The organism is Amycolatopsis sp. NBRC 101858, from assembly GCF_030269325.1.
Lineage (GTDB): Bacteria > Actinomycetota > Actinomycetes > Mycobacteriales > Pseudonocardiaceae > Amycolatopsis > Amycolatopsis ponsaeliensis.
Genome location: NZ_BSTD01000007.1, coordinates 769,176 through 788,354 on the forward strand (window position 1 = coordinate 769,176; position 19,179 = coordinate 788,354).

18 protein-coding genes are annotated in these 19,179 nt (G+C 71.1%); 17 read left to right on the plus strand and 1 reads right to left on the minus strand.

Translation table 11 applies throughout. The features are described from left to right. The first annotated feature begins 1 nt into the window (after position 1). The 17 genes from QSK39_RS46860 (at position 2) to QSK39_RS46940 (ending at position 18,810) form a co-directional block, all read left to right on the plus strand. Positions 2-1,174, plus strand: a complete 1,173-nt coding sequence (locus QSK39_RS46860) for a M24 family metallopeptidase (RefSeq protein ID WP_285484302.1) — start codon at positions 2-4, stop codon at positions 1,172-1,174. Continuing rightward, the gene (locus QSK39_RS46865) at positions 1,171-2,217 is read left to right on the plus strand and encodes an aminopeptidase P family N-terminal domain-containing protein (RefSeq protein ID WP_285484303.1); all 1,047 of its coding nucleotides are present in this window, start codon (positions 1,171-1,173) and stop codon (positions 2,215-2,217) included. The genes QSK39_RS46860 and QSK39_RS46865 overlap by 4 nt, the downstream gene beginning before the upstream one ends. After that, positions 2,214-3,293 (plus strand): ornithine cyclodeaminase family protein, encoded by a 1,080-nt coding sequence (locus QSK39_RS46870; protein ID WP_285484304.1) that lies wholly within the window; start codon positions 2,214-2,216, stop codon positions 3,291-3,293. The genes QSK39_RS46865 and QSK39_RS46870 overlap by 4 nt, the downstream gene beginning before the upstream one ends. A 26-nt stretch (positions 3,294-3,319) precedes the next feature. Beyond that, positions 3,320-3,829 carry a LeuD/DmdB family oxidoreductase small subunit gene (locus QSK39_RS46875; protein ID WP_285484305.1) on the plus strand — a complete coding sequence of 170 codons (510 nt, stop codon included), beginning with the start codon at positions 3,320-3,322 and terminating at the stop codon, positions 3,827-3,829. Next, complete coding sequence (locus tag QSK39_RS46880) at positions 3,826-5,106, plus strand: aconitase/3-isopropylmalate dehydratase large subunit family protein (RefSeq protein WP_285484306.1); 1,281 nt, start codon at positions 3,826-3,828, stop codon at positions 5,104-5,106. Before QSK39_RS46875 ends, QSK39_RS46880 begins: the two co-directional genes overlap by 4 nt. Continuing rightward, the gene (locus tag QSK39_RS46885; RefSeq protein WP_285484307.1) at positions 5,103-6,359 is read left to right on the plus strand and encodes a 3-isopropylmalate dehydratase large subunit; all 1,257 of its coding nucleotides are present in this window, start codon (positions 5,103-5,105) and stop codon (positions 6,357-6,359) included. The genes QSK39_RS46880 and QSK39_RS46885 overlap by 4 nt, the downstream gene beginning before the upstream one ends. Continuing rightward, entirely contained in the window at positions 6,356-6,853 is a 498-nt protein-coding gene (locus QSK39_RS46890; protein WP_285484308.1) for a LeuD/DmdB family oxidoreductase small subunit, read from the plus strand. Before QSK39_RS46885 ends, QSK39_RS46890 begins: the two co-directional genes overlap by 4 nt. A 272-nt stretch (positions 6,854-7,125) precedes the next feature. Next, the gene (locus tag QSK39_RS46895; RefSeq protein ID WP_285484309.1) at positions 7,126-8,100 is read left to right on the plus strand and encodes an ABC transporter substrate-binding protein; all 975 of its coding nucleotides are present in this window, start codon (positions 7,126-7,128) and stop codon (positions 8,098-8,100) included. A 13-nt stretch (positions 8,101-8,113) separates the two neighbouring features. Continuing rightward, on the plus strand, positions 8,114-8,893 hold the full coding sequence (locus QSK39_RS46900; protein ID WP_285484310.1) for an ABC transporter ATP-binding protein: 780 nt from the start codon (positions 8,114-8,116) through the stop codon (positions 8,891-8,893). A 342-nt stretch (positions 8,894-9,235) separates the two neighbouring features. Further along, the gene (locus QSK39_RS46905) at positions 9,236-10,063 is read left to right on the plus strand and encodes an ABC transporter permease (RefSeq protein ID WP_285484311.1); all 828 of its coding nucleotides are present in this window, start codon (positions 9,236-9,238) and stop codon (positions 10,061-10,063) included. 4 nt (positions 10,064-10,067) lie between these two features. Then, on the plus strand, positions 10,068-10,856 hold the full coding sequence (locus QSK39_RS46910; protein ID WP_285484312.1) for an ABC transporter permease: 789 nt from the start codon (positions 10,068-10,070) through the stop codon (positions 10,854-10,856). Positions 10,857-10,880: 24 nt separating this feature from the next. After that, positions 10,881-12,944, plus strand: a complete 2,064-nt coding sequence (locus QSK39_RS46915; protein WP_285484313.1) for a hydantoinase/oxoprolinase family protein — start codon at positions 10,881-10,883, stop codon at positions 12,942-12,944. Then, positions 12,941-14,683 (plus strand): hydantoinase B/oxoprolinase family protein, encoded by a 1,743-nt coding sequence (locus tag QSK39_RS46920; RefSeq protein ID WP_285484314.1) that lies wholly within the window; start codon positions 12,941-12,943, stop codon positions 14,681-14,683. Before QSK39_RS46915 ends, QSK39_RS46920 begins: the two co-directional genes overlap by 4 nt. Further along, positions 14,667-16,031, plus strand: coding sequence for an MmgE/PrpD family protein (locus QSK39_RS46925; protein WP_285484315.1), 1,365 nt, complete (start codon positions 14,667-14,669; stop codon positions 16,029-16,031). Before QSK39_RS46920 ends, QSK39_RS46925 begins: the two co-directional genes overlap by 17 nt. A gap of 50 nt (positions 16,032-16,081) precedes the next feature. After that, positions 16,082-16,870: a PaaX family transcriptional regulator gene (locus QSK39_RS46930; RefSeq protein WP_285484316.1), complete on the plus strand. Its 789-nt coding sequence runs from the start codon at positions 16,082-16,084 to the stop codon at positions 16,868-16,870. Between the two features lie 11 nt (positions 16,871-16,881). Next, positions 16,882-17,862, plus strand: coding sequence for an amidohydrolase family protein (locus QSK39_RS46935; protein ID WP_285484317.1), 981 nt, complete (start codon positions 16,882-16,884; stop codon positions 17,860-17,862). A 390-nt stretch (positions 17,863-18,252) separates the two neighbouring features. After that, a complete protein-coding gene (locus QSK39_RS46940; RefSeq protein WP_285484318.1) occupies positions 18,253-18,810 on the plus strand; it encodes an alpha/beta fold hydrolase in 558 nt (185 codons plus the stop codon). Positions 18,811-18,813: 3 nt separating this feature from the next. On the opposite strand, the gene QSK39_RS46945 is transcribed toward QSK39_RS46940, so the two are convergent. Beyond that, positions 18,814-19,170: a bleomycin resistance protein gene (locus QSK39_RS46945; RefSeq protein ID WP_285484319.1), complete on the minus strand. Its 357-nt coding sequence runs from the start codon at positions 19,168-19,170 to the stop codon at positions 18,814-18,816. Between the last annotated feature and the right edge of the window lie 9 nt (positions 19,171-19,179).

A 19,179-nucleotide genomic window follows, 5' to 3' on the forward strand; every position in this document is an offset into this window, starting at 1 on the left:
CATGACGATCGACCACGCCCCGGCACCCGCCGGAGCGGCCTTGTCCAGTGAGGATCGCGCGGAGCTGCAGCTGCGGCATCGCAAGATCCGCGACGCGATGGCCGAGCAAGGCCTCGACGTCGTGCTCGCCTACGGCCCGGCCTGGCGGCGGGAGAACATCCGGTACTTCACCGACGTCACGCCGGCCGGCAGCGCCGCGCTCGTCGTCTTCCCGGCCGAGGGTGACGCGGTGGCCTTCTCGACCCGGCCTTCCGACCTCGCGGCGTTCACCGCGCAGGGCTGGGTCGGCGAGGCCCGGCGGCTGGACCCGGCGAACCCGGCGGAGCTGGGCGTGGTCCTGCAGGAGCTGGGACCACGGCGCATCGGCATCGCCCACCACGAACTGGTGCCGCTCGTGCTCATGGAGACGATCCGCGCCGCGGCGCCGGCCGCCGACGTGGTGCCGGCGACGAAACTGCTCGACACGGCCCGGCTCGTGAAGAGCGAGTGGGAGCTGGCCCGGATGCGCCGCAGTGCCGTCGTGTGCGCGGCGGGCTGGGAGGCGTTCGTCGACGTGCTCGAACCGGGGCTGCCGGAGTACCGGATCGTCGCCGAGGTCGAGGCGCGGCTGAAGAACCTCGGCGCCGAGGACAACTTCATGCTCATCGCCTCGGGTCGCGACGAAGTCCGCGGCATGACCCCGCCCGGCGACCGGCTGCTCGAAGCCGGCGACATGGTGCGCACCGAGCTCACGCCCAAAATGGACGGTTACTGGCTGCAGATCTGCCGCTCCGCCGTGGTCGGCAAGGCCGACGACGGGCAGCGCAAGTCGTTCGACCTGTTCAACGAGGCCGTCGAGGCCGGCATCTCCGTGGTGCGGCCGGGCGTCACCGCCCACGAGGTCGCGGTGGCGGAGAACGACGTGTTCCGCAAGTACGGCTACGGCGAGTACTGCACGAGCCAGTACACCCGGGTCCGCGGCCACGGGCACGGCCTGCACCTCGACGAGACACCGATCATCGAGGGCAACCACACGGTGCTGCCCGAGAACTCCGTGTTCATCATCCACCCCAACACCTACACGCCGCTGGCCGGCTACCACGTCCTCGGCGACCCGGTGCGCGTGACCGCCGACGGCTGCGAGGTGCTGATCACGACCGAACGGAAGCTGTTCGAGACAGGAGACGTGGCGTGAAACGCGGACTGCACGTACTCGACCCCGCGGAGACCCCGGACCGGGAATGGCAGGAGCGCGTCGCGACGCTGCAGCGCGCCATGGCCGCCCGGGGCATCGACGTCGCTCTCGTCTACGCCGATGTGTCCCGCTCCGACGACCTCGCCTACCTCACCAACCTCTGCCTCTATTGGAACGAAGGCGTGCTGGCGATCCCCGCCGACGGACCCGTCACGTTCCTGACCAAGCTCTCGCTGCGGGTGCAGAACTGGATGAAGGCCTCGTCGAAGGTCACCGAGTTCAGCGGCGGCAAGAACTTCGCCGAACTCGTCGCGAAGTACCTGGTGGACCGGGAGAACGGCACGCTCGGCCTGGTCGACGCCGCGCTGTGGCCCGCCGACGTGGCCGGCGAAATCGTCACCGCCGTGCCGGGCTGGGAGGTCCGCCGCCTCGACGACCTGGTGCGCGAGCAGCGGCTCATTCCCTCGGCGGCCGAAACTGAGCTGCTGCGCGCGGCCGGCCGGATCCTGGACGACGCCGCCGCGAAGGCGACAATCGAGAGCAGCACCGCCGGCAGCCGCGTCGAGACCGTCGAACGGGCACTGCGCGGTGGCGGGTTCCTCGACCTGTACCCGAATTCGCTGTCCACTTCGGACGGTGTGACGTCCTTCGGCGTCACCGGCCAGTACCGCATGCACTGGGTGCATTCGAGCCGCGTGCTCGGCGACGGTGACGGCTGGCCGAGCGACCTGAGGAAAGCGCTTGCGGCGGCGATCGCCGCGGTAAGAACCGGCGCGACCGTCGGCTCCCTCGCCGAGGCCGCCGCACCCGCGCTGACGAAGCTGCCGGACGGCGCCGAAGCCGAAGTCCGCTGGGTCAACCAGGCCGACCTTTCCACCGGCGGCGAGTTCCGCACCCAGGACCCCGCCGCGGTACTGGCCGACGGCGAAGCGGGCGCGGTGTCCGTCGAGGTCGCGTTCGCCGACGGCGGCAACGCGGCCGTGGCCGAGACCGTGCGTGTCACCGAGGGCGAACCCGAACACCTGACAGGAGCACAGCGGTGAGGATCCTTTCCAACGGCGACATCGAGCAGGTGCTCACCGCCGGCGAGACGCTCGACGCGCTGGAGACGGCGTACAAAGAACTCAACGCCGGCCAGGGCGCCAACCGGCCGCGCAACCACACGTACTTCCCGGTCGAGGACAGCCGCCACCCCGGCTTCCGCTTCCGGTTCAAGTCCCAGGAAGGCGGCACCGTCTCCAGCGGCGTGTGGGCGCTGCGGATCACCTCCGACATCGCCGGCGTCGAGACGCTGCCCAGCGGCGTGCAGCGGCGGCGGCTCATCCCCGCCGCGCCCGGCGGCCGGTACGTCGGGCTCGTCACGCTCTACAGCCTGACCACGCTCGAACCCCTGGCGATCATGCACGACAGCTTCATCCAGAAGATGCGCGTCGGCGCCACCTCGGCCCTCGGCATCCGGGAACTGTCCAATCCGGACGCAACCGTCGCCGGGATGTTCGGCTCCGGCTGGCAGGCCGAGGCGCACCTCGAATGCCTGCTGATGGTGCGCCCGAGCATCGAAGAGGTGCGCGTCTACAGCCCGACGCCCGAGCACCGCGAGCACTTCGCGAAGGTGTGGAGCGAGAAGACCGGGCGCAAGATCGTGGCCGTGGATGAGCGGCGTGACGCCGTGGCCGGCTGCCAGATCGTCACCTGCGCCACCGCGGCCATGGAGGCCTGCTTCGACGGCGCCTGGCTCGAACCGGGCACGCACGTCACGGCGATCACCTCACCGGACGGCACGGCCACCCGGCGCGAGCTGGACGACACGACGTTCGACCGCGCCGACCGCATCACCGTGCTCTCGCGCGAGCAGGTGCACCACGACAAGCAGTACGACATCCTCGGGCCCGTCGAGCGCGGCCTGAAGTCGTGGGACGACATCCGCGAGCTGGGCGACCTGCTGCTGGGCGAGGCCCCGGGCCGCACGAGCCCGGACGACATCACCGTGTTCGCCAACAACACCGGCATGGGCGTGCAGTTCGCGGCCGTCTGCGCGCGGGCTCTGGCGCTGGCCGAGCAGCGCGACCTCGGGCACACGGTGCCCACCGAATGGTTCCTGGAGGAGACCAGCCCCTGACCGGAACTTCGAACGGAGACTCACCCATGGGCAGTGCACACCGCGTCGGGGGCAAGGTCATCACCTTCGGCGAAAACGTGAACACCGACGTCATCATCCCCGGCCGCTACCTCGTGAGCATCGACCCGGCGGAGCTCGCCGAGCACGCCTTCGAGCCGCTGGGCCCGGAGACGCAGGCGCGGCTGCGGGCGAGCGACGTCGTGGTCGCGGGCCGCAACTTCGGCTGCGGCAGCGCGCGGGAGCAGGCCGCCACGTGCTTGCTCGGCGCCGGGATCAAGGCCGTGGTCGCGGCCTCCTTCTCCCGCGTCTTCTTCCGCAACGCCATCAACACCGGGCTCGTCGCGGTCGAGTCGCCCGCCGCGGCGGAAGCGGCCGTCGACGGCGGCGAGATGTGGGTCGACTACGACGCGGGAACGGTCGAAACGGGCGGGCAGACCTTCCCCTTCAGCCCGTACCCGCAGGTGCTGCGGGAGATCATGGCCGACGGCGGCCTGATCCCGCACCTGATGGCGAGCTTCGCGGGAGGAAACCAGTGACGGCCAAGACCTTCGCGCAGAAGGCGATCGAACGCGCGTCCGGGGTCGCCGGCCTCGTGCCGGGACAGATCGTCGACGCGTTCCCCGACCTGTACATGAGCCACACCGCGAGCTGGCGCTGCATCCGCACGCTGGAGAAGATGGGCGTCGAGCGGCTCTACGACGTCGACCGCGTCGCCATGGTGATGGACCACCTCTCCCCCGCCATGAACGCGAAGACCGCCGGGGACCACGCGTTGTGCCGCGAGTTCGCGAAGAAAATGGGCGTGCGGAACTTCTTCGACGTCAACAGCGGGATCGCGCACATCGTGCTCATGGAGCACGGCCTCGTGCGGCCCGGGCAGTTCATCATCGGCACCGACTCGCACTCCACGATCTACGGCGCGCTGGGTGCGTTCGGCACCGGTGTCGGGTTCAGCGAGATCACCGCCGCGTGGGTCACCGGGAAGCTGTGGGTCAAGGTGCCCGAGTCGGTGCGGATCGTGGTCGAGGGCGACCTCGCCCCGGGCGTCTACGCCAAGGACGTCATGCTCAAGCTCATCGGCGACCTCGGCGCCGACGGGCTCACGTACGAGTCGGCCGAGTTCTCCGGCTCCTACGTCGAGGGCATGTCCGTGTCCGAACGCATGACGTTCTGCAACCTGGCCATGGAGATGGGTGCGAAGAACGCCTTCGTGGCGCCGGACGACACGACGCTCGCCTACCTCGACGAGGCCGGTGTGCCGCGCGACGAGCTGGACATCCTGCTGCCCGACGAGGGCGCGACCTACCGGGCCACCGTGCGGCTCGACGGGCCTGCACTCACCCCGCAGATCGCGGTGCCGCACACGGTCGACAACGTGGTCGGCGTCGGCGACGTCGCCGGCACGAAGCTCGACCAGGTCTTCATCGGCTCGTGCGCCAACGCCAAGTACGACGACCTCGTGATCGCGGCCGACGTGCTCGCCGGTCACCGCGTGGCCCCGGGCCTGCGGCTCATCGTCACGCCCGCGTCGGCGAAGATCATGACCCAGGCATCCGACAGTGGCGTGCTCACGAAGCTGATCCAGGCCGGGGCGATGATCACCAACCCGGGCTGCGGGGCGTGCGCCGGCAACGGCGGCGCGATGGCCGACGGCGAGGTCACGCTGTCGACCGCCAACCGCAACTTCCAGGGCCGCATGGGCAGCTACGACTCGAAGATCTTCCTGTCCAGCCCGGCCACGGCCGCGGCCTCGGCCATCCGCGGGGTCATCACCGACCCGCGTGAGATCGTAGCGACGGCGGTGGTTGCGTGAACCTCGTCGAAAAGATCCTCGCCCGGGCGAGCGGGCGCGAGGCGGTGGAGCCCGGCGAGATCGTCGTCGCGAAGGTCGACCGGCTGATCATGCACGACCTGTCCGGGTACCTGACCTCGCAGGTGTACGAGAAGCGCGTCAACACGCCCATCCCGGACCCCGAACGGGTCGTGATGGTGTTCGACCACCACTTCGCCCCGCCCACCGAACAGCAGGCCGACGTGCTGCGGCACAACCGGCAGTGGGCGCGCAAGCACGGCTTGACGTCGTACGACTGCGGCAACGGCAACCTGCACCACGCGGTCGTCCGCAACGGGCACATCAAGCCGGGGATGATCGTGGTCGGGTCCGACAGCCACACGCCCGTGCACGGAACGCTCGGCGTGCTCGCCGTGGCGCTGGGCAACGACTCGCACGCCGGCACCGTGCTGCCGTACGGGAAAGCGTGGTTCAAGGTGCCGGAGACCACGCGCGTGCACCTCGAAGGCACGCCGCAGCCGGGCGTTACTCCTCGAGACGTCGCGTTGTGGCTGGTCGGCCGGATCGGCGAGGGCGAGCTGAACTACCGGGCCGTCGAGTTCGGCGGGCCGTACGTGCGCGGACTGTCCTTTTGGGACCGCTGGCTGTTCCCGTTGCTGTGCGTGGACCTCGGGGCGAAGTGCAGCTTCGTCGAGCCGGACGAGGTGACCGAGGCGTTCGTGCGGACGCTGCCCGGCGACGGGCCGGACCTGCTGGTGCGCGGCGACGGCGGGGAGGCGGCGCAGGTGCTGCGCTTCGACGTCGGCGAGGTCGGCGTGCAGGTCGCGTGCCCGCCGACCGTCGGCAACGTCAAGCCGGTCGGCGAGGTCGCCGGCACGCCCGTCCAGTACGCCGAACTGGGCGGCCACGGCGGCGGCCGGCTCGAAGACTTCCGTGCGGCGGCGGAAGTCCTGGCCGGGCACCGGGTGCACCCGGACGTGCGGTTCCACCTGGTGCCCTCCAGCCGCGAGGTGTTCGCCGAGGCGACGCGGGAAGGGCTCGTGCTCGCCTTGCACGAGGCGGGCGCGCTGTGGTTCCCGCCCAGCACCGGTTCGAACCAGGCCTACAACATGGGCGCGCTGGCGTCGGACGAGGCGATGATCTCGACGCACGCGCGCAACTTCCCCGGCCGCAACGGCAGCCCCGACGCGTCGATGTACCTCGCGTCGTCGGAAACCGTTGCCGCATCTGCCGTCGCGGGGGTCATCGCGAGCCGTGAAGGAGGGAACGCGTGAAGTTCGAGGGCCGCTGCTGGCGGTTCGGGGACAACATCCCGACCGACCGGCTCGTGAAGACCCAGTACGTGTTCGAGCCGATGGAAGTCCTGGTGCAGCACGTGCTCGAAGACCTCAACCCGGAGTTCCCGAAGCAGGTGCGGCCCGGGGACATCGTGTTCGCCGGCAAGCACTTCGGGCAGTCCTCGGGCCGCGCCATCGCGACGAAGGCGTTGCAGGCCACGGGAATCGGGTGCGTGGTCGCGGAGACGTTCGCCCGGACGTTCTACCGCAACTGCTTCGAGGTCGGCCTGCCGGCGCTCGAGGTCGGACTGAACCCCGGCTTCGCGGCCGACGGCGACCGCGTGCGCGTGGACCTCACCACCGGCGAGTTCACCAACCTGACCACGCGGACGACGATCCGCGGCGCCGCGGCCGACCCGTTCCTCGTCGACATGCTCGAAGCGGGCGGGCTGATCAGCCTCGCGAAGAAGCGGCCGGAGGTGTTCCGCTAGGACGGACGTGCACGGCGAAACCCCCTGGCGGACAAGGACTTGAAAGCCGCCGGGGATTTCGTCGTGCCCGCGTCTGGGCACCGGGAACCGGCCGAAATGAGGTTTCTCAACTTCTTGACGCGCGTCGCGAATCGGAGTCACACTGACCGGAGCACACTGAGGTGCACCCCCTGACACTCCTCATGGTCGACACCTCGCCCGACTTCGAACCGGCGCGCAGTTCTCTCCCCCGCGTCCCGGTCTCCCTCCGGACACAATCGAGGTTCCCCACCGTGCCATGGAAACCACTGCGGCTCGCGTTACCGCTACTCGCCCTCGCCCTCGCCGCCACCGCGTGCGGTTCGGGTGGCGCCGCCTCGGGCAGCGACACGATCACCCTCGGCCTGCCGGTGCAGGCCACCACCCTCGCGCCGGTCTACCTGGCCGAGGACATGGACCTCTGGAAGCAGCACGGCCTCACCGTCAAGGCCGTCACGTTCAAGGGGGACGCCGAGCTCGCCAAGGCCGTGCTGTCCGGTGACGTCGACGTCGCGGTCGGCTCGCTGACCGGGCCGCTCACCGCCGAGGAAGCCGGCCAGGACGTGAAGGTCATCTACGGCGGCTTCGACATGACGGCGTTCTCCTGGTACGCCGTGCCCGAGATCCACACGGTGGCCGAGGGCAAGGGGAAGAACTGGGGCGTGACGACCATCGGCTCGTCCACCGACCTGCTCACGCGCTTCGCCGCGGCCAAGGCCGGCCTCGATCCCGACCGGGACATCAAGGTCGTGCAGGGCGGCGCTTCGGCGGCGCGGCTCGCGGCCATGAAGGCCGGCCAGCTGCAGGCCAACATCTTCACCGAACCGCAGACGGTCTACGCGCAGAAGGCGGGCTACCACAAGATCCTCGACCTCAAGGATCTCGTCGACAGCTACCCGATGCACGTCACGTGGAGCAAGCCCGGCTTCGTCGACGGCAACCCCGACCGCGCCAAGAAGTTCATCGACACGCTGGCCCAGGCCATGAAGCTGACCAAGGACCAGCCCGGCGACGCGGCGAAGTCGATCGCGAAGGCGCTCAAGATCAGCGTCGACGACGCGACGGCGAGCATGGCGGAGTGGATCGGCCAGCTCTACCCCGACGGCCGGATGCCCTCGGCGAAGGCGATGGACGACTTCTGGCAGATGGGCCTGCAGGGCAAGGTGTTCGCGAAACGGCTGCCCGACGCGCAGTGGCTCGACACCCGTTTCCTGCCGAAGACCAGCTGAGCGGAGGAACCCGATGGCCGACATCACCTTCGACCGCTTGCGGATCTCCTACGCCGGCAAAGCGGGCCCGTTCGTCGCGGTCGACGGCTTCGACGCGCGCGTCGAGGACGGCGAGTTCGTGACGATCGTCGGGGCCAGCGGCTGCGGCAAGAGCAGCGTGCTGCTGGCCGCCGACGGCCTGCTGCGCCCCTCCGGCGGGGAAATCCGCATCGGCGACCAGGTCGTGACGAAGCCCGGCCCCGACCGCGGAGTGGTGTTCCAGGACGCGTCGCTCATGCCGTGGCGCACCATCCTCGCGAACGTCGCGTTCGGGCTCGAGATGCAGGGCGTCGACAAATCCACCCGGCTGGACCGCGCCCGGCACTTCATCGACCTGGTCGGCCTCGCCGGCCGCGAAGAGGACCACCCGCACCAGCTCTCCGGCGGCATGCGCCAGCGCGTCGGCATCGCCCGCGCGCTCGCCACCGACCCCCAGGTGCTGCTGATGGACGAGCCGTTCGGCGCCCTCGACGCGCAGACGCGCGAGCTGATGGCGGGCGAGCTGCTGCGGATCTGGGACCTGGACCGGAAAACGGTCCTGTTCGTGACGCACGGCATCGACGAGGCCGTGTTCCTGGCCGACCGCGTGCTCGTGATGGGCGGCAGCCCGAGCCACGTGGTCGAGGTGATCGACATCGACCTACCCCGCCCGCGCGACGCGGCCGTCCGCGCGAGCGAGGCGTTCGTCAAGTACCGCACGCACCTGGCCGACCTGCTGTTCGGCACGGCGGCCGGGCAGCCGGTGACGTCATGACGCCCGGCCTGCGAACCCGACCGCCACGCCCGGCCGCCACACCGCCGCCACACCGGGCGGTCGGCCTCCGCTGGGTGAGCGCGGTTCGTGGTCCTGGTGCTGGCGCTGCGGCAGCCGACCTGACCGACACGCAGTTCACCACCACGGCGGCCGGGCAGCCGGTGACGTCATGACGCCCGGCCTGCGAACCCGACCGCCACGCCCGGCCGCCACACCGCCGCCGCGCCGCGCGGTCGGCCTGCGCTGGGTGCGCGCGATTCGTGGTCGTGGTGCTGGCGCTGCGGCAGCCGACCTGACCGACACGCAGTTCACCACCACGGCGGCCGAGGGACCGGTGACGTCATGACGCCCGGCCTGCGAACCCGACCGCCACGCCCGGCCACCACACCGCCGCCACACCGCGCGGTCGGCCTCCGCTGGGTACCCCCGATCCGCGCGCGGTTCGTGCTCGGCAGCGTGGTCGTCGTGCTGGCGCTGTGGCAGCTGGCCGGGCAGACCGGCCTGGTCGACGTGCAGTTCACCAGCACGCCGTCGGCGGTCGTGCGGGCCGGCGGCGATCTGCTCAGCTCCGGCGAGCTGGGGAAGAACGCGCAGACCACGCTCGTCGAGTTCTTCGCGGGCTTCGCGCCGGCGATCCTCGTCGGTGTGCCGGTGGGCATGCTGATGGGCTGGAAGCTGCGGGTCCGGCAGACCCTCGAGCCCGCGCTCGTCGCGCTGTACGTGACGCCGTCGCTGGCGTTGCTGCCGCTCGTGGTGCTCGCGCTCGGCATCGGTGAGGCGTCGAAGATCGCGATGGTGTTCATCGAGGCCGTGATCACGATCGCGGTGAACGCGATGGCCGGCATCCGCGAGACGGACCCGAAGCTCGTGCAGGCGGCCCGGGCGTTCTGCGCGGGCGGCGGCGCGATGTTCGGCAAGATCCTGTTCCCCAGCGCGTTGCCGACGATCATGGCCGGGCTGCGCCTCGGCGCCGGCCGCGGCGTGATCGCCGTGATCGTCGCCGAGCTCTACGGCGGCACCGACGGCGTCGGCCAGCTGATCGCCACCTACGGCCAGAACTTCGACGTCGCGACGCTGATGTTCCTGACGCTCGTGGTCGCGGTGTTCGGGTACGCCCTCACGCAGCTGCTGCGGGTGCTCGGCACCGCCGCCACATCGTGGGAGAGGTGAACCCATGACCACCACCACGCGCCGGCGGGTGCCGGAGAAGGCGATGCCGGTCCTGCTCGGCGGCGGGTTCCTCGTGCTCGTCGCGCTGCTGTGGCAGATCGCCGTGTGGGCCGGCCTCGTGAACCCGTTCCTCACGTCCTCCCCCGCGCTCGTCGCCGCGTCGCTGGGCGACCAGATCGGCTCCGGGCTGCTGCTGCGCAGCCTCGGCCGCAGCGCGCTGGAGCTGGCCATCGGGTTCGGCGTCGCCGCGGTGGTCGGCGTCGCGCTGGGACTGCTGATGGGCCGCTACCGCTACGTCGACTACGTGGTCGAGCCGTACGTGTGGCTGCTGTACTCGGCGCCGGTCGTCGCGATGTTCCCGTTGCTGGTGCTGGTGTTCGGCCTCGGCAGCCCGGCGGTCGTCGCCATCGCGTTCCTGATGTCCGTGGTGCCGGTGGTCGTCAACTCGGCCCAAGGCGTGCGCAACGTCGACCCGAAGCTGATCCGCACCGCCGTGTCGTTCGGCGCGGGCGAGACCGCGTTGCTGCGCAAGGTGATCCTGCCGGCGTCCGTGCCGACGGTGATGGCCGGGCTGCGCCTCGGCGTCGGCCGCGGGCTCGTCGGGGTCGTCGTCGGCGAGTTCTTCGCCGGCGACGGCGGGATCGGCTACAACATCAGCTTCTTCGCCGGCCACCTCGGCACCACGGACGTGCTCGCGTCGGTGTTCGTGGTGATCGTGGCCGGCGTCCTGCTCAACGTGCTGGCCCGCGGGCTCGAAGCCCTCGCCGACTCCTGGCGCACCGAACTCCCCTGACTCCCTTCGAGGAAGAGGTATCCCGTGAAGCAGATCGCCGCCGACATCGGCGGGACGTTCACCGACCTGACCGCCGTGGACGAACACGGCGTGTTCAGCACCGCCAAGACCCTGACCACCCCGCACGACCACGCCGAGGGGGTGCTCGACGGGCTCGACAAGCTCGGCGCGCACCTGCCGGACACCGAGCTGTTCCTGCACGGCTCCACGATCGCCATCAACACCGTGCTGCAGCGCGCCGGCGCCGCCACCGCGCTGATCACGACCGAGGGCTTCCGCGACGTCTACGAGATCGGACGCGGCAACCGGTCCGAGCCGTACGACCTGTTCTTCGGCAAGCCCGACCCGCTCGTGCCGCGGCGGCTGCGGCGCGAGGTGCGCGAGCGCGTGCTCGTCGACGGCAGCGTGCGCACCCCGCTCGACACCGATGGCGCGCGACGGCTGATCGCGGAGCTGAAGGAGTCCGGCGTCCGGTCGGTGGCGGTGTGCCTGCTGCACGCGTACGCCAACCCGGAACACGAGCTCGAACTGGGCCGCCTGTTCGCCGAGCTGTGGCCCGAGGCGTACGTGACGCTGTCGCACCGGATCATGCGCGAGTACCGCGAGTACGAGCGGACCTCGACCACGGTGCTGAACGCCTACGTCGGACCGGTCGTGTCGCGCTACCTCGACTCGCTCACCAAGCGCTTGAAGGACCGCGGCTTCCGCGGGCGGCTGCTCATCATGCAGTCCAACGGCGGCATCATGTCCGTCGAGACCGCGCGCCGGAGCCCCGTGCGCATGATGGAGTCGGGGCCGGTCGCGGGGGTGATCGGCGCGTCGGCCCTCGCCGCGGGGCTCGACCTGCCGCGGCTGATCTCGTTCGACATGGGCGGCACCACGGCCAAGACGAGCCTCGTGAAGGACGGCGAGGTCGACATCAGCCCCGGCTACTTCATCGGCGGCTACGCGACCGGCCACCCGATGGCACTGCCCGTCGTCAACATCGTCGAAGTCGGCTCCGGCGGCGGCAGCATCGCGTGGGTCGACCCGGCCGGCGCGCTGAAGGTGGGCCCGGTCAGCGCCGGCGCGGCACCCGGTCCCGCCTGCTACGGCCGCGGCGGCGACCGGCCGACGGTCACCGACGCCAACCTCGTGCTCGGGCGCCTCGGCGCGAGCCGGTTCCTCGGCGGCGAGATGCCGCTCGACCGCGCGGCCGCCGAGGAAGCCATCCGCACGCACGTCGCCGAACCGCTCGGGCTCGGCCTGATGGCGGCCGCGCTGGGGATCGTGACGATCGCCGACGCGCAGATGTCGCTGGCCGTGCGTGCGGTGTCCGTGGAGAAGGGCGAGGACCCGCGCGCGTTCGCGCTCGTGGCCACCGGCGGCGCCGGGCCGCTGCACGCGGTGTCGATCGCCCGCGAACTGACCATCGGCACGGTCGTGGTTCCGGTGCTGCCGGGCCAGTTCTCCGCCAAGGGCATGCTCTACTCCGAGGTCCGCCACGACCTCACGCGTACCTCGCTGGCGAAGTTCGAACCGTCCACGGTGGAGCAATACGCGATGATCATCAAGGCGCTCGGCGCGGAAGCCTGGACGCGGCTGCGGGCCGACGTCGGCGAGCCGGCGCACCCGCCCGTGCTGCAGCACTTCCTCGAGCTGCGCTACCAGGGCCAGGAGTTCACGATCCCCGTGCCCGTGCCGGACGAGGGACTGTCCACCGCGAACCACGCCGACGTGCGTGCGTTGTTCGACGAGCTGCACGACCGGCTCTACGGGCACCACGCGGCCGACGAAACCGTGGAAGCCGTCGGTGTCCGCACCGTGATCACCCTGCCGCTGGAGACCGCGGCAGGCACCGCGACGGAGACCGAAGCGGCAGCCGGCGAGCCGGAGCCCGTCGAGCACCGGCCCGTCGTCCTGCACGGCGGTGGCCCCGAACCCGTGACTTGTCCGGTCTACGACCGGGAGACGCTGCGGCCCGGCCACCGGATCACCGGCCCGGCCGTGGTCCAGGAAGCCACGTCGTCGGTCGTCTTCCACCCCGGCGACACGCTGACCGTCGCCCCCGATCTTTCGCTCGTCGTCTCCGTGGGGAGTCCCGCATGACCATCGATCCCGTCACCCTCGAAGTGGTGCGCTGCGCGCTCGTGGCGTACTCCGACGAGATGGCCACCGCGCTGCGCCGCGCCGCCTACAACCCGATGATCTTCGAGGTCCAGGACTACTGCGTGGGCCTGGTCGACACCGCGGGCGAGCTCATCGCCCAGAACCTCGGCGGCCTGCCGATCTTCCTCGCCGACCTGGGGGTCTCGGTCGCCGACGGCATCGAGCGCCACGGCCTCGACGGCTTCGAGCCCGGCGACGCGCTCGTGATGAACTACCCGTACGTCGCGGGCCAGCACCTCAACAACGTCGTCGTCTACACGCCGATCTTCGTCGGTGGCAAGGTCGTGGCGTTCCCCGCGGTGCGCGCCCACTGGGTCGACATCGGCGGCTCCCGCATCGGTTTCGGCTCCACCGCCACCACGGACATCTACTCCGAGGGCCTGCAGCTGCGCTCGATCAAGGTGCTGAAGGCCGGCGAGTGGGACGCCGACGTGCTGCAGATCCTCAAGGACAACATCCGCATCCCGGAGTCGTCGCTGGGCGACCTGCGCGCGGCGATCGCGGCCTGCCGCCTCGGCGAGCGGCGCATCGCCGAGCTGTGCGAGCGTTACGGCCTCGACACGGTCATGGCCTGCATCACCGAGATGCGCAACCAGTCGGAACGCCTCTCGCGCCACGCCGTCGCGCAGATGGCCGACGGCGAGTACACCGCATCGGCCTGGATGGACAACGACGGGCAGGACCTCGGCAAGCGCATCACCCTAGACATCAAGGTGATCGTCGCGGGTGACGAGCTCACGATCGACTTCTCGGACATCAACGAGCAGGTCAAGGGCCCGCTGAACGCCGGGAAGTCGGGTGGGGTCGCCGCCGCGCGCGTGGCGTTCAAGATGCTGACCCTGCCGACCCATCCCGTCGACGAGGGCTCGTTCCGCAACCTGCGCGTGGTGCTGCCGGAAGGAAAGCTGCTCAACGCGAAACCGCCCGCCGCGCTCGGGCAGTGGAGCATCTCGCTGCCCACGGTCGTCGACACGATCATCCGGGCGCTCGCCGACGCACTGCCCGAGCAGGTGCCGGCCGCGCACAAGGGCGACATGTCGGGCTTCACGTTCCACGGGATCGACGAGAAGACCGGCTCGCGGTTCGTGTGCCTCAACATCAACGGCGGCGGCTGGGGCGGGCGCCCGGTCGGGGACGGCCCGAGCGCGTGCGTGTCGGTGTGCCAGGGCGACGTGCGCAACATCCCCATCGAGATCCAGGAAGCGCGCTACCCCTTGGTGTTCACCCGCCACGAGCTGCGCGCCGACAGTGGTGGCGCGGGCCGCCACCGCGGCGGGCTGGGCCTGGAGATCGACGTGGAGCCGCAGCAGGCGATGTTCACCAACATCGCCAACGAGCGCACGACCTGCCCGCCGTGGGGTCTGCGCGGCGGGCAGCCGGGCGCGGTCAACGACACGATCGTCACGCAGCCGGGCGGGCAGCCGGAGCACGTGAAGAAGCACACGGGGCTCGCGCTGCGGGCGGGGTCGAAGGTCACCTTCCGCACCGCGGGTGGCGGGGGCTGGGGGCACCCGTGGGAACGACCCGCTGCCGACGTCGCCGAGGACGTGGCCGACGGGTTCGTCACCGCCTCGGCCGCGCGCGAGCACTACGGCGTCGCACTGACCGACGATGGGCACGTCGACGAGCCGGAGACCGGGCGGCTCCGGACCGCGCAGGCCGATGTCGCTCGTCCGTGAGCTCGCCGCCCGGGCGCATGCCGTCGCCGCGGCAGCGATGCCGCCCGCGGTCCGGGCCGCCGTCCGGGCCCACCTCACCGACGCCGTCGGCGCGCTGGTCGCCGGCCGCACCACGATCGGGGGCTCGGTGGCCGGGCTCGCGCGCACCCTGTCGCCGGAGTTCGGCGCCGCGCGGCGAACGGCCTTCGTCGGCGGGGTGTACGCGCACGCCTGGGAAGCGGGTGACATCCACCGCGGCGCGGTGCTGTGCCCCGGCTGCGTGATCCTGCCGGCGACGCTCGCGGTGCTGCCCGCGCGTCCCGGCGCTTCGGCCGACGAGTACGAACGCGCGTACCTCGCCGGCTACGAAGTGGCGCTCGCCGCGGGGGCGGTGATCGGGGGCGACCGGCTGATCCAGCGGGGCTGGTGGCCGACCGCGCTGCTGGCCCCGCTGGGCGCCGCCGCGGCGGCCGCGGTCCTGCTGGACCGGCCGCCGGAGGTCACCGCGTCGGCGATCGCGCTCGCCGCGCAGCACGCGGGCGGTTCGATCGCGGGCGCGACCGACCGGGCCGACGGCAAGTACCTGCTCGCCGGGTTCGCCGCCGAGCGGGCGGTCACCGCGTTCCTCGCCGCCGACTCCGGCTGGACCGGCCCACTCGACATCCTCGACGCCCCGCGGTCCCCGCTGCGGCGCGAGCGCACCCGGCTGCCCGAGCCGTACCTGACCCCCGGGACCAGCCTCAAGCCCCACGCGGGCGCGAAACACCTGCAGGGCGCGATCGACGCCGTACTCCGGCTTCGCCCGGCCGACGGCTGGCGGCCGGGCGAGGTGCGGCGGCTCACCTGCCTGCTGCCGGCCCAGCTGGCCGGGATCGTCGACCGCCCGCCGCCGTTCTCCTCGCCGCTGAGCGCTCTGGGCAGCGCGCAGTTCGTGCTGGCGATCGCGGCGATCCGCGGGCACTGCACGCCGTGGGACTTCGACGACGCGGCGCTGCGGGACGACACCGTGCTCGAGCTCGCGCACGTCGTGCGCGTGGAACCGGCCGGCGACCTCACGGCCGCGTACCCGGCGAAGTGGGGCGCGCGCGTCGAACTCACGACCGCTTCGGGCGTCGCCACCGCGGACCGGCTCGACGCGCGGGGCGACCCGGGCAATCTCCTGTCCCAGCACGAGATCGTCGCGAAGTTCACGACGCTCGCGACGCGAGAGCTCGGCCCGGAGCGGGCCCGGGCCGTCGCCGAGTCGCTGCTGCGCCCCGGTTCGGCGGTCTCGGCGCTGCGCGAGCACGTGCTGCCGCTGCTCGGCGGTACGTTCGTGCGGCCGCCGGAAAACGCCGCGGCGGGCGCGAAACCAGGAGGTTCGTCCTGACCACCGACCGAACGGAGCCCGACCTCAGCCGGGCGCCGACCCCGCAGACGGTGCTGCTGACGATGATCGGCCGCTACTGCCTCGACGAGAACCCCGAGATCGCGACGGCGGGGTACATCGACGTGCTGGCGCGGATCGGCGTGTCCGCGCACGCCACGCGGCTCACCGTGGCGCGCATGACCGAGCGCGGGCTGCTGGACCGCGCGCGCCGGGGCCGCGCCGCGACCTTCCGCGCGTCGGAGGTGGGGCTCGACGTCGTGCGCCGGCAGCAGGACCGCACGTTCCACGACACCGTCGACGAGCCGCAACCCGACGGCGCGTGGACCATCCTCTCGTTCACGCTGCCCGAGACCCACCGCAAGGAACGCCATCTGCTGCGACGGCGGCTGGCCTGGGAGAGCTTCGGGCTGCTGCGCGACGGGGTGTGGCTCGCGCCGGGCGAGCGGGACGTCTCGGCGATCCTCGCGCAGCTGCCCGGCGCCGGTGTCGACCGGCACGTCGAAGTCTTCACCGCCTACCCGAAGTTCGCCGACGTCGAGGGCATGATCTCCCGCACCTGGCACCTCGACGAGCTCGCCGGGCGGTACCACCGGTTCCTGCGAACCTGGAACGTCCCCCGCCCCGCACCCGAAGCCACCGACGCCCTCGGCCGCGACCTCGTCCTCGCGTCCGCGTGGCGGCAGCTGCTGCGCGAGACGCCGCGGCTGCCCGCCCGGCACCTGCCGCACGACTGGCCGGCGGCGCAGTGCCACGAACTGTTCCGCACCTTGCACGAGACCTACCGAGAGGAAGCCGACCGGCTCTTCGCCGGCATCCTCGCCGAGCACCGGATGAGCTGAGGAGGCTCGACATGCGCGTGGTGGACTCCCACTTCCACTGGTTCCCCCGGTCCCACTTCGAAACGATGGCGGCGCGCGACGGCTACCCCCGTACCGAGCGCGTCGGCGACGGCTACCGGTACCGCTACCACGACGGCCGCGGGGTCATCCCGCTCCCGGCGATCTGGTTCGACCTCGACCTCGGGCTCGAAACCGCGCGCGCCGCGACCGGCCCGGACACCGTCGTCGTGTGCACCACCGGGGTGCTGGCCGGGATGCTCGACCAGCTGCCCGCGGCCGAAGCGCTCGACGAGGCCCACGCGTACAACGAAGAGATCGCGAAGGCGCAGCGCACCCACGCGGGCCGGTTCTTCGGCACCGCCGCGGTTCCGTTGCAGGACACCGCGACCGCGCTGGCCGTGCTCGACCACGCGGTGCGCTCGCTGGACCTGCGCGGCGTGAACCTGCCGTCGATGATCGGTGCCGAAACCGTCGACCAGGAGCGGCTGGAACCTTTCTTTGCCCGTGTCGCCGAACTGGGGGTGCCGTTGGTCATCCACCCGACGGACCTGGCGTTCAACGACGTGCTCACCGGCTACGCCGACGGCCTGCAACGCTCGCTGGGCCGTCTGCTCGACTCCAGCGTCACCGTCCTGCGGCTCATCTTCAGCGGCGTCCTGGAGCGGCACCCTTCGTTGCGCGTGGTCCAGACGCACGCCGGTGGCCTGCTGCCCTACCAGGCGGGGCGCATCGACAAGAACGCCCGTGTCGAGGGGTTGCCGGCACTGCCGTCGCACTACCTCCGGCGGATCTTCGTCGACACCGTGGCACCCCAGGCCCTGACCATCCGCACCGCACTGGAGTACTACGGCGCGGACAACATCCTGTACGGCACCGACCACCCGTGCTGGAGCCCCCGCGCGGCGGTCGCGGTCCTCGACGAGGCGGACCTCGACGACGAGGTGCGGGCGAAGATCTACACCAACGCGGCCTCGGTGTTCCGCCTCGGCTGAGGCTGTCCCTGCAACAGTCGGTAGCGAGTAGTGCCCCGAACGACTACGAATCCCTTTCTGCCTGGCGCGTCTCCCTTTCCTGACTTGGCTCAAGATCGCTGATCTTGGGTAGGGTGCTGGCTGTTGAGCTGCGGTTTCGTCGTGTGAACGGCGAAAATCTGCGCACTAAGCGGCCGGTTCCAGGGGTCTGCCCATCGCTTCCCGGTTACGGCTTCAGCGACAAGCCGGCCGCGCCGGGGTGGGGGATCGAGCGGATATCCGACGCGTGGTGCGAGCTGATGGCCCGGCTCGGCTACCGGCGGTTCGGCGCCCAGGGCAGCGACTGGGGCACCAGCATCGCCACGAGCATCGGTCAACGGCAACCCCGATCGGGTCGCCGGCATCCATCTCATGCCGCCGCTCGCACCGCCCGATCCGGCCACGTTGGACGACCTCACCGGTGCCGAGCGGGCGGCGCTCGCGACACTGCGGGAGGCGGACGAATGGGGCTCCGGATACTCGGCGCAGCAGTCGACCCGGTCGCAGACGGTCGGCTACGGGCTGGTCGACTCGCCGGCCGCCCTCTGCGCCTGGATCGTCGAGAAGTTCTGGTCGTGGACCGACTCCGGTGGCGACCTGCATCGGGTTGTTACCCGGGATGAGCTGCTCGACAACCTGATGCTCTACTGGCTGCCCGGCACCGGTGCCTCATCCGCCCGGCTGTACTGGGAAAGCCTCCGGCAGGTCAACGAATGGATCTCCGGGTCGGCCGGCGCGCCGGTGACCGTACCCACCGGCTGTTCGGTCTTCCCCAAGGAGCTGCAGCGCCCGTCTCGGCGGTGGGCGGAGCGCCGGTTCCCGAACATCCGGTACTGGAACGAGCCCGGCAAGGGCGGCCACTTCGCGGCGTTCGAGCAGCCGGCGTTGTTCGTCGACGAGGTCCGGTCATTCTTCCGGCTGGTCCGCTGATGGTCACCCGTACTCGGTAAGCGGCTGGCTAAAGATCAACAAGTGCCCATCGGGTGTCCGTACGTTGAAGTCGCGCATCCCGTAGGGCCGGTCAGCCGGTGGCTCGACGATGTCGGCGCCGCGGGCGCGCAGCTCGTCGTGGCAGGAATCGACGTCGTCGACGATAACCGTCACCCTGGCCGGGCCGACGCTGCTTTCGGCGTACAGGTGGAACTCGGCGGTGTCGCGGATCACGGCCGCGTAGCTGGGTGGGGTCTCCCAGGTGAATATGGTGTCGAATCCGAGCGCGTCCGTGAAGTACGACCGCGCTGCCTGCACATCTCGGCACGGCAGCACGGGAACCGCCACCCGCATGACCATTTCGTCACC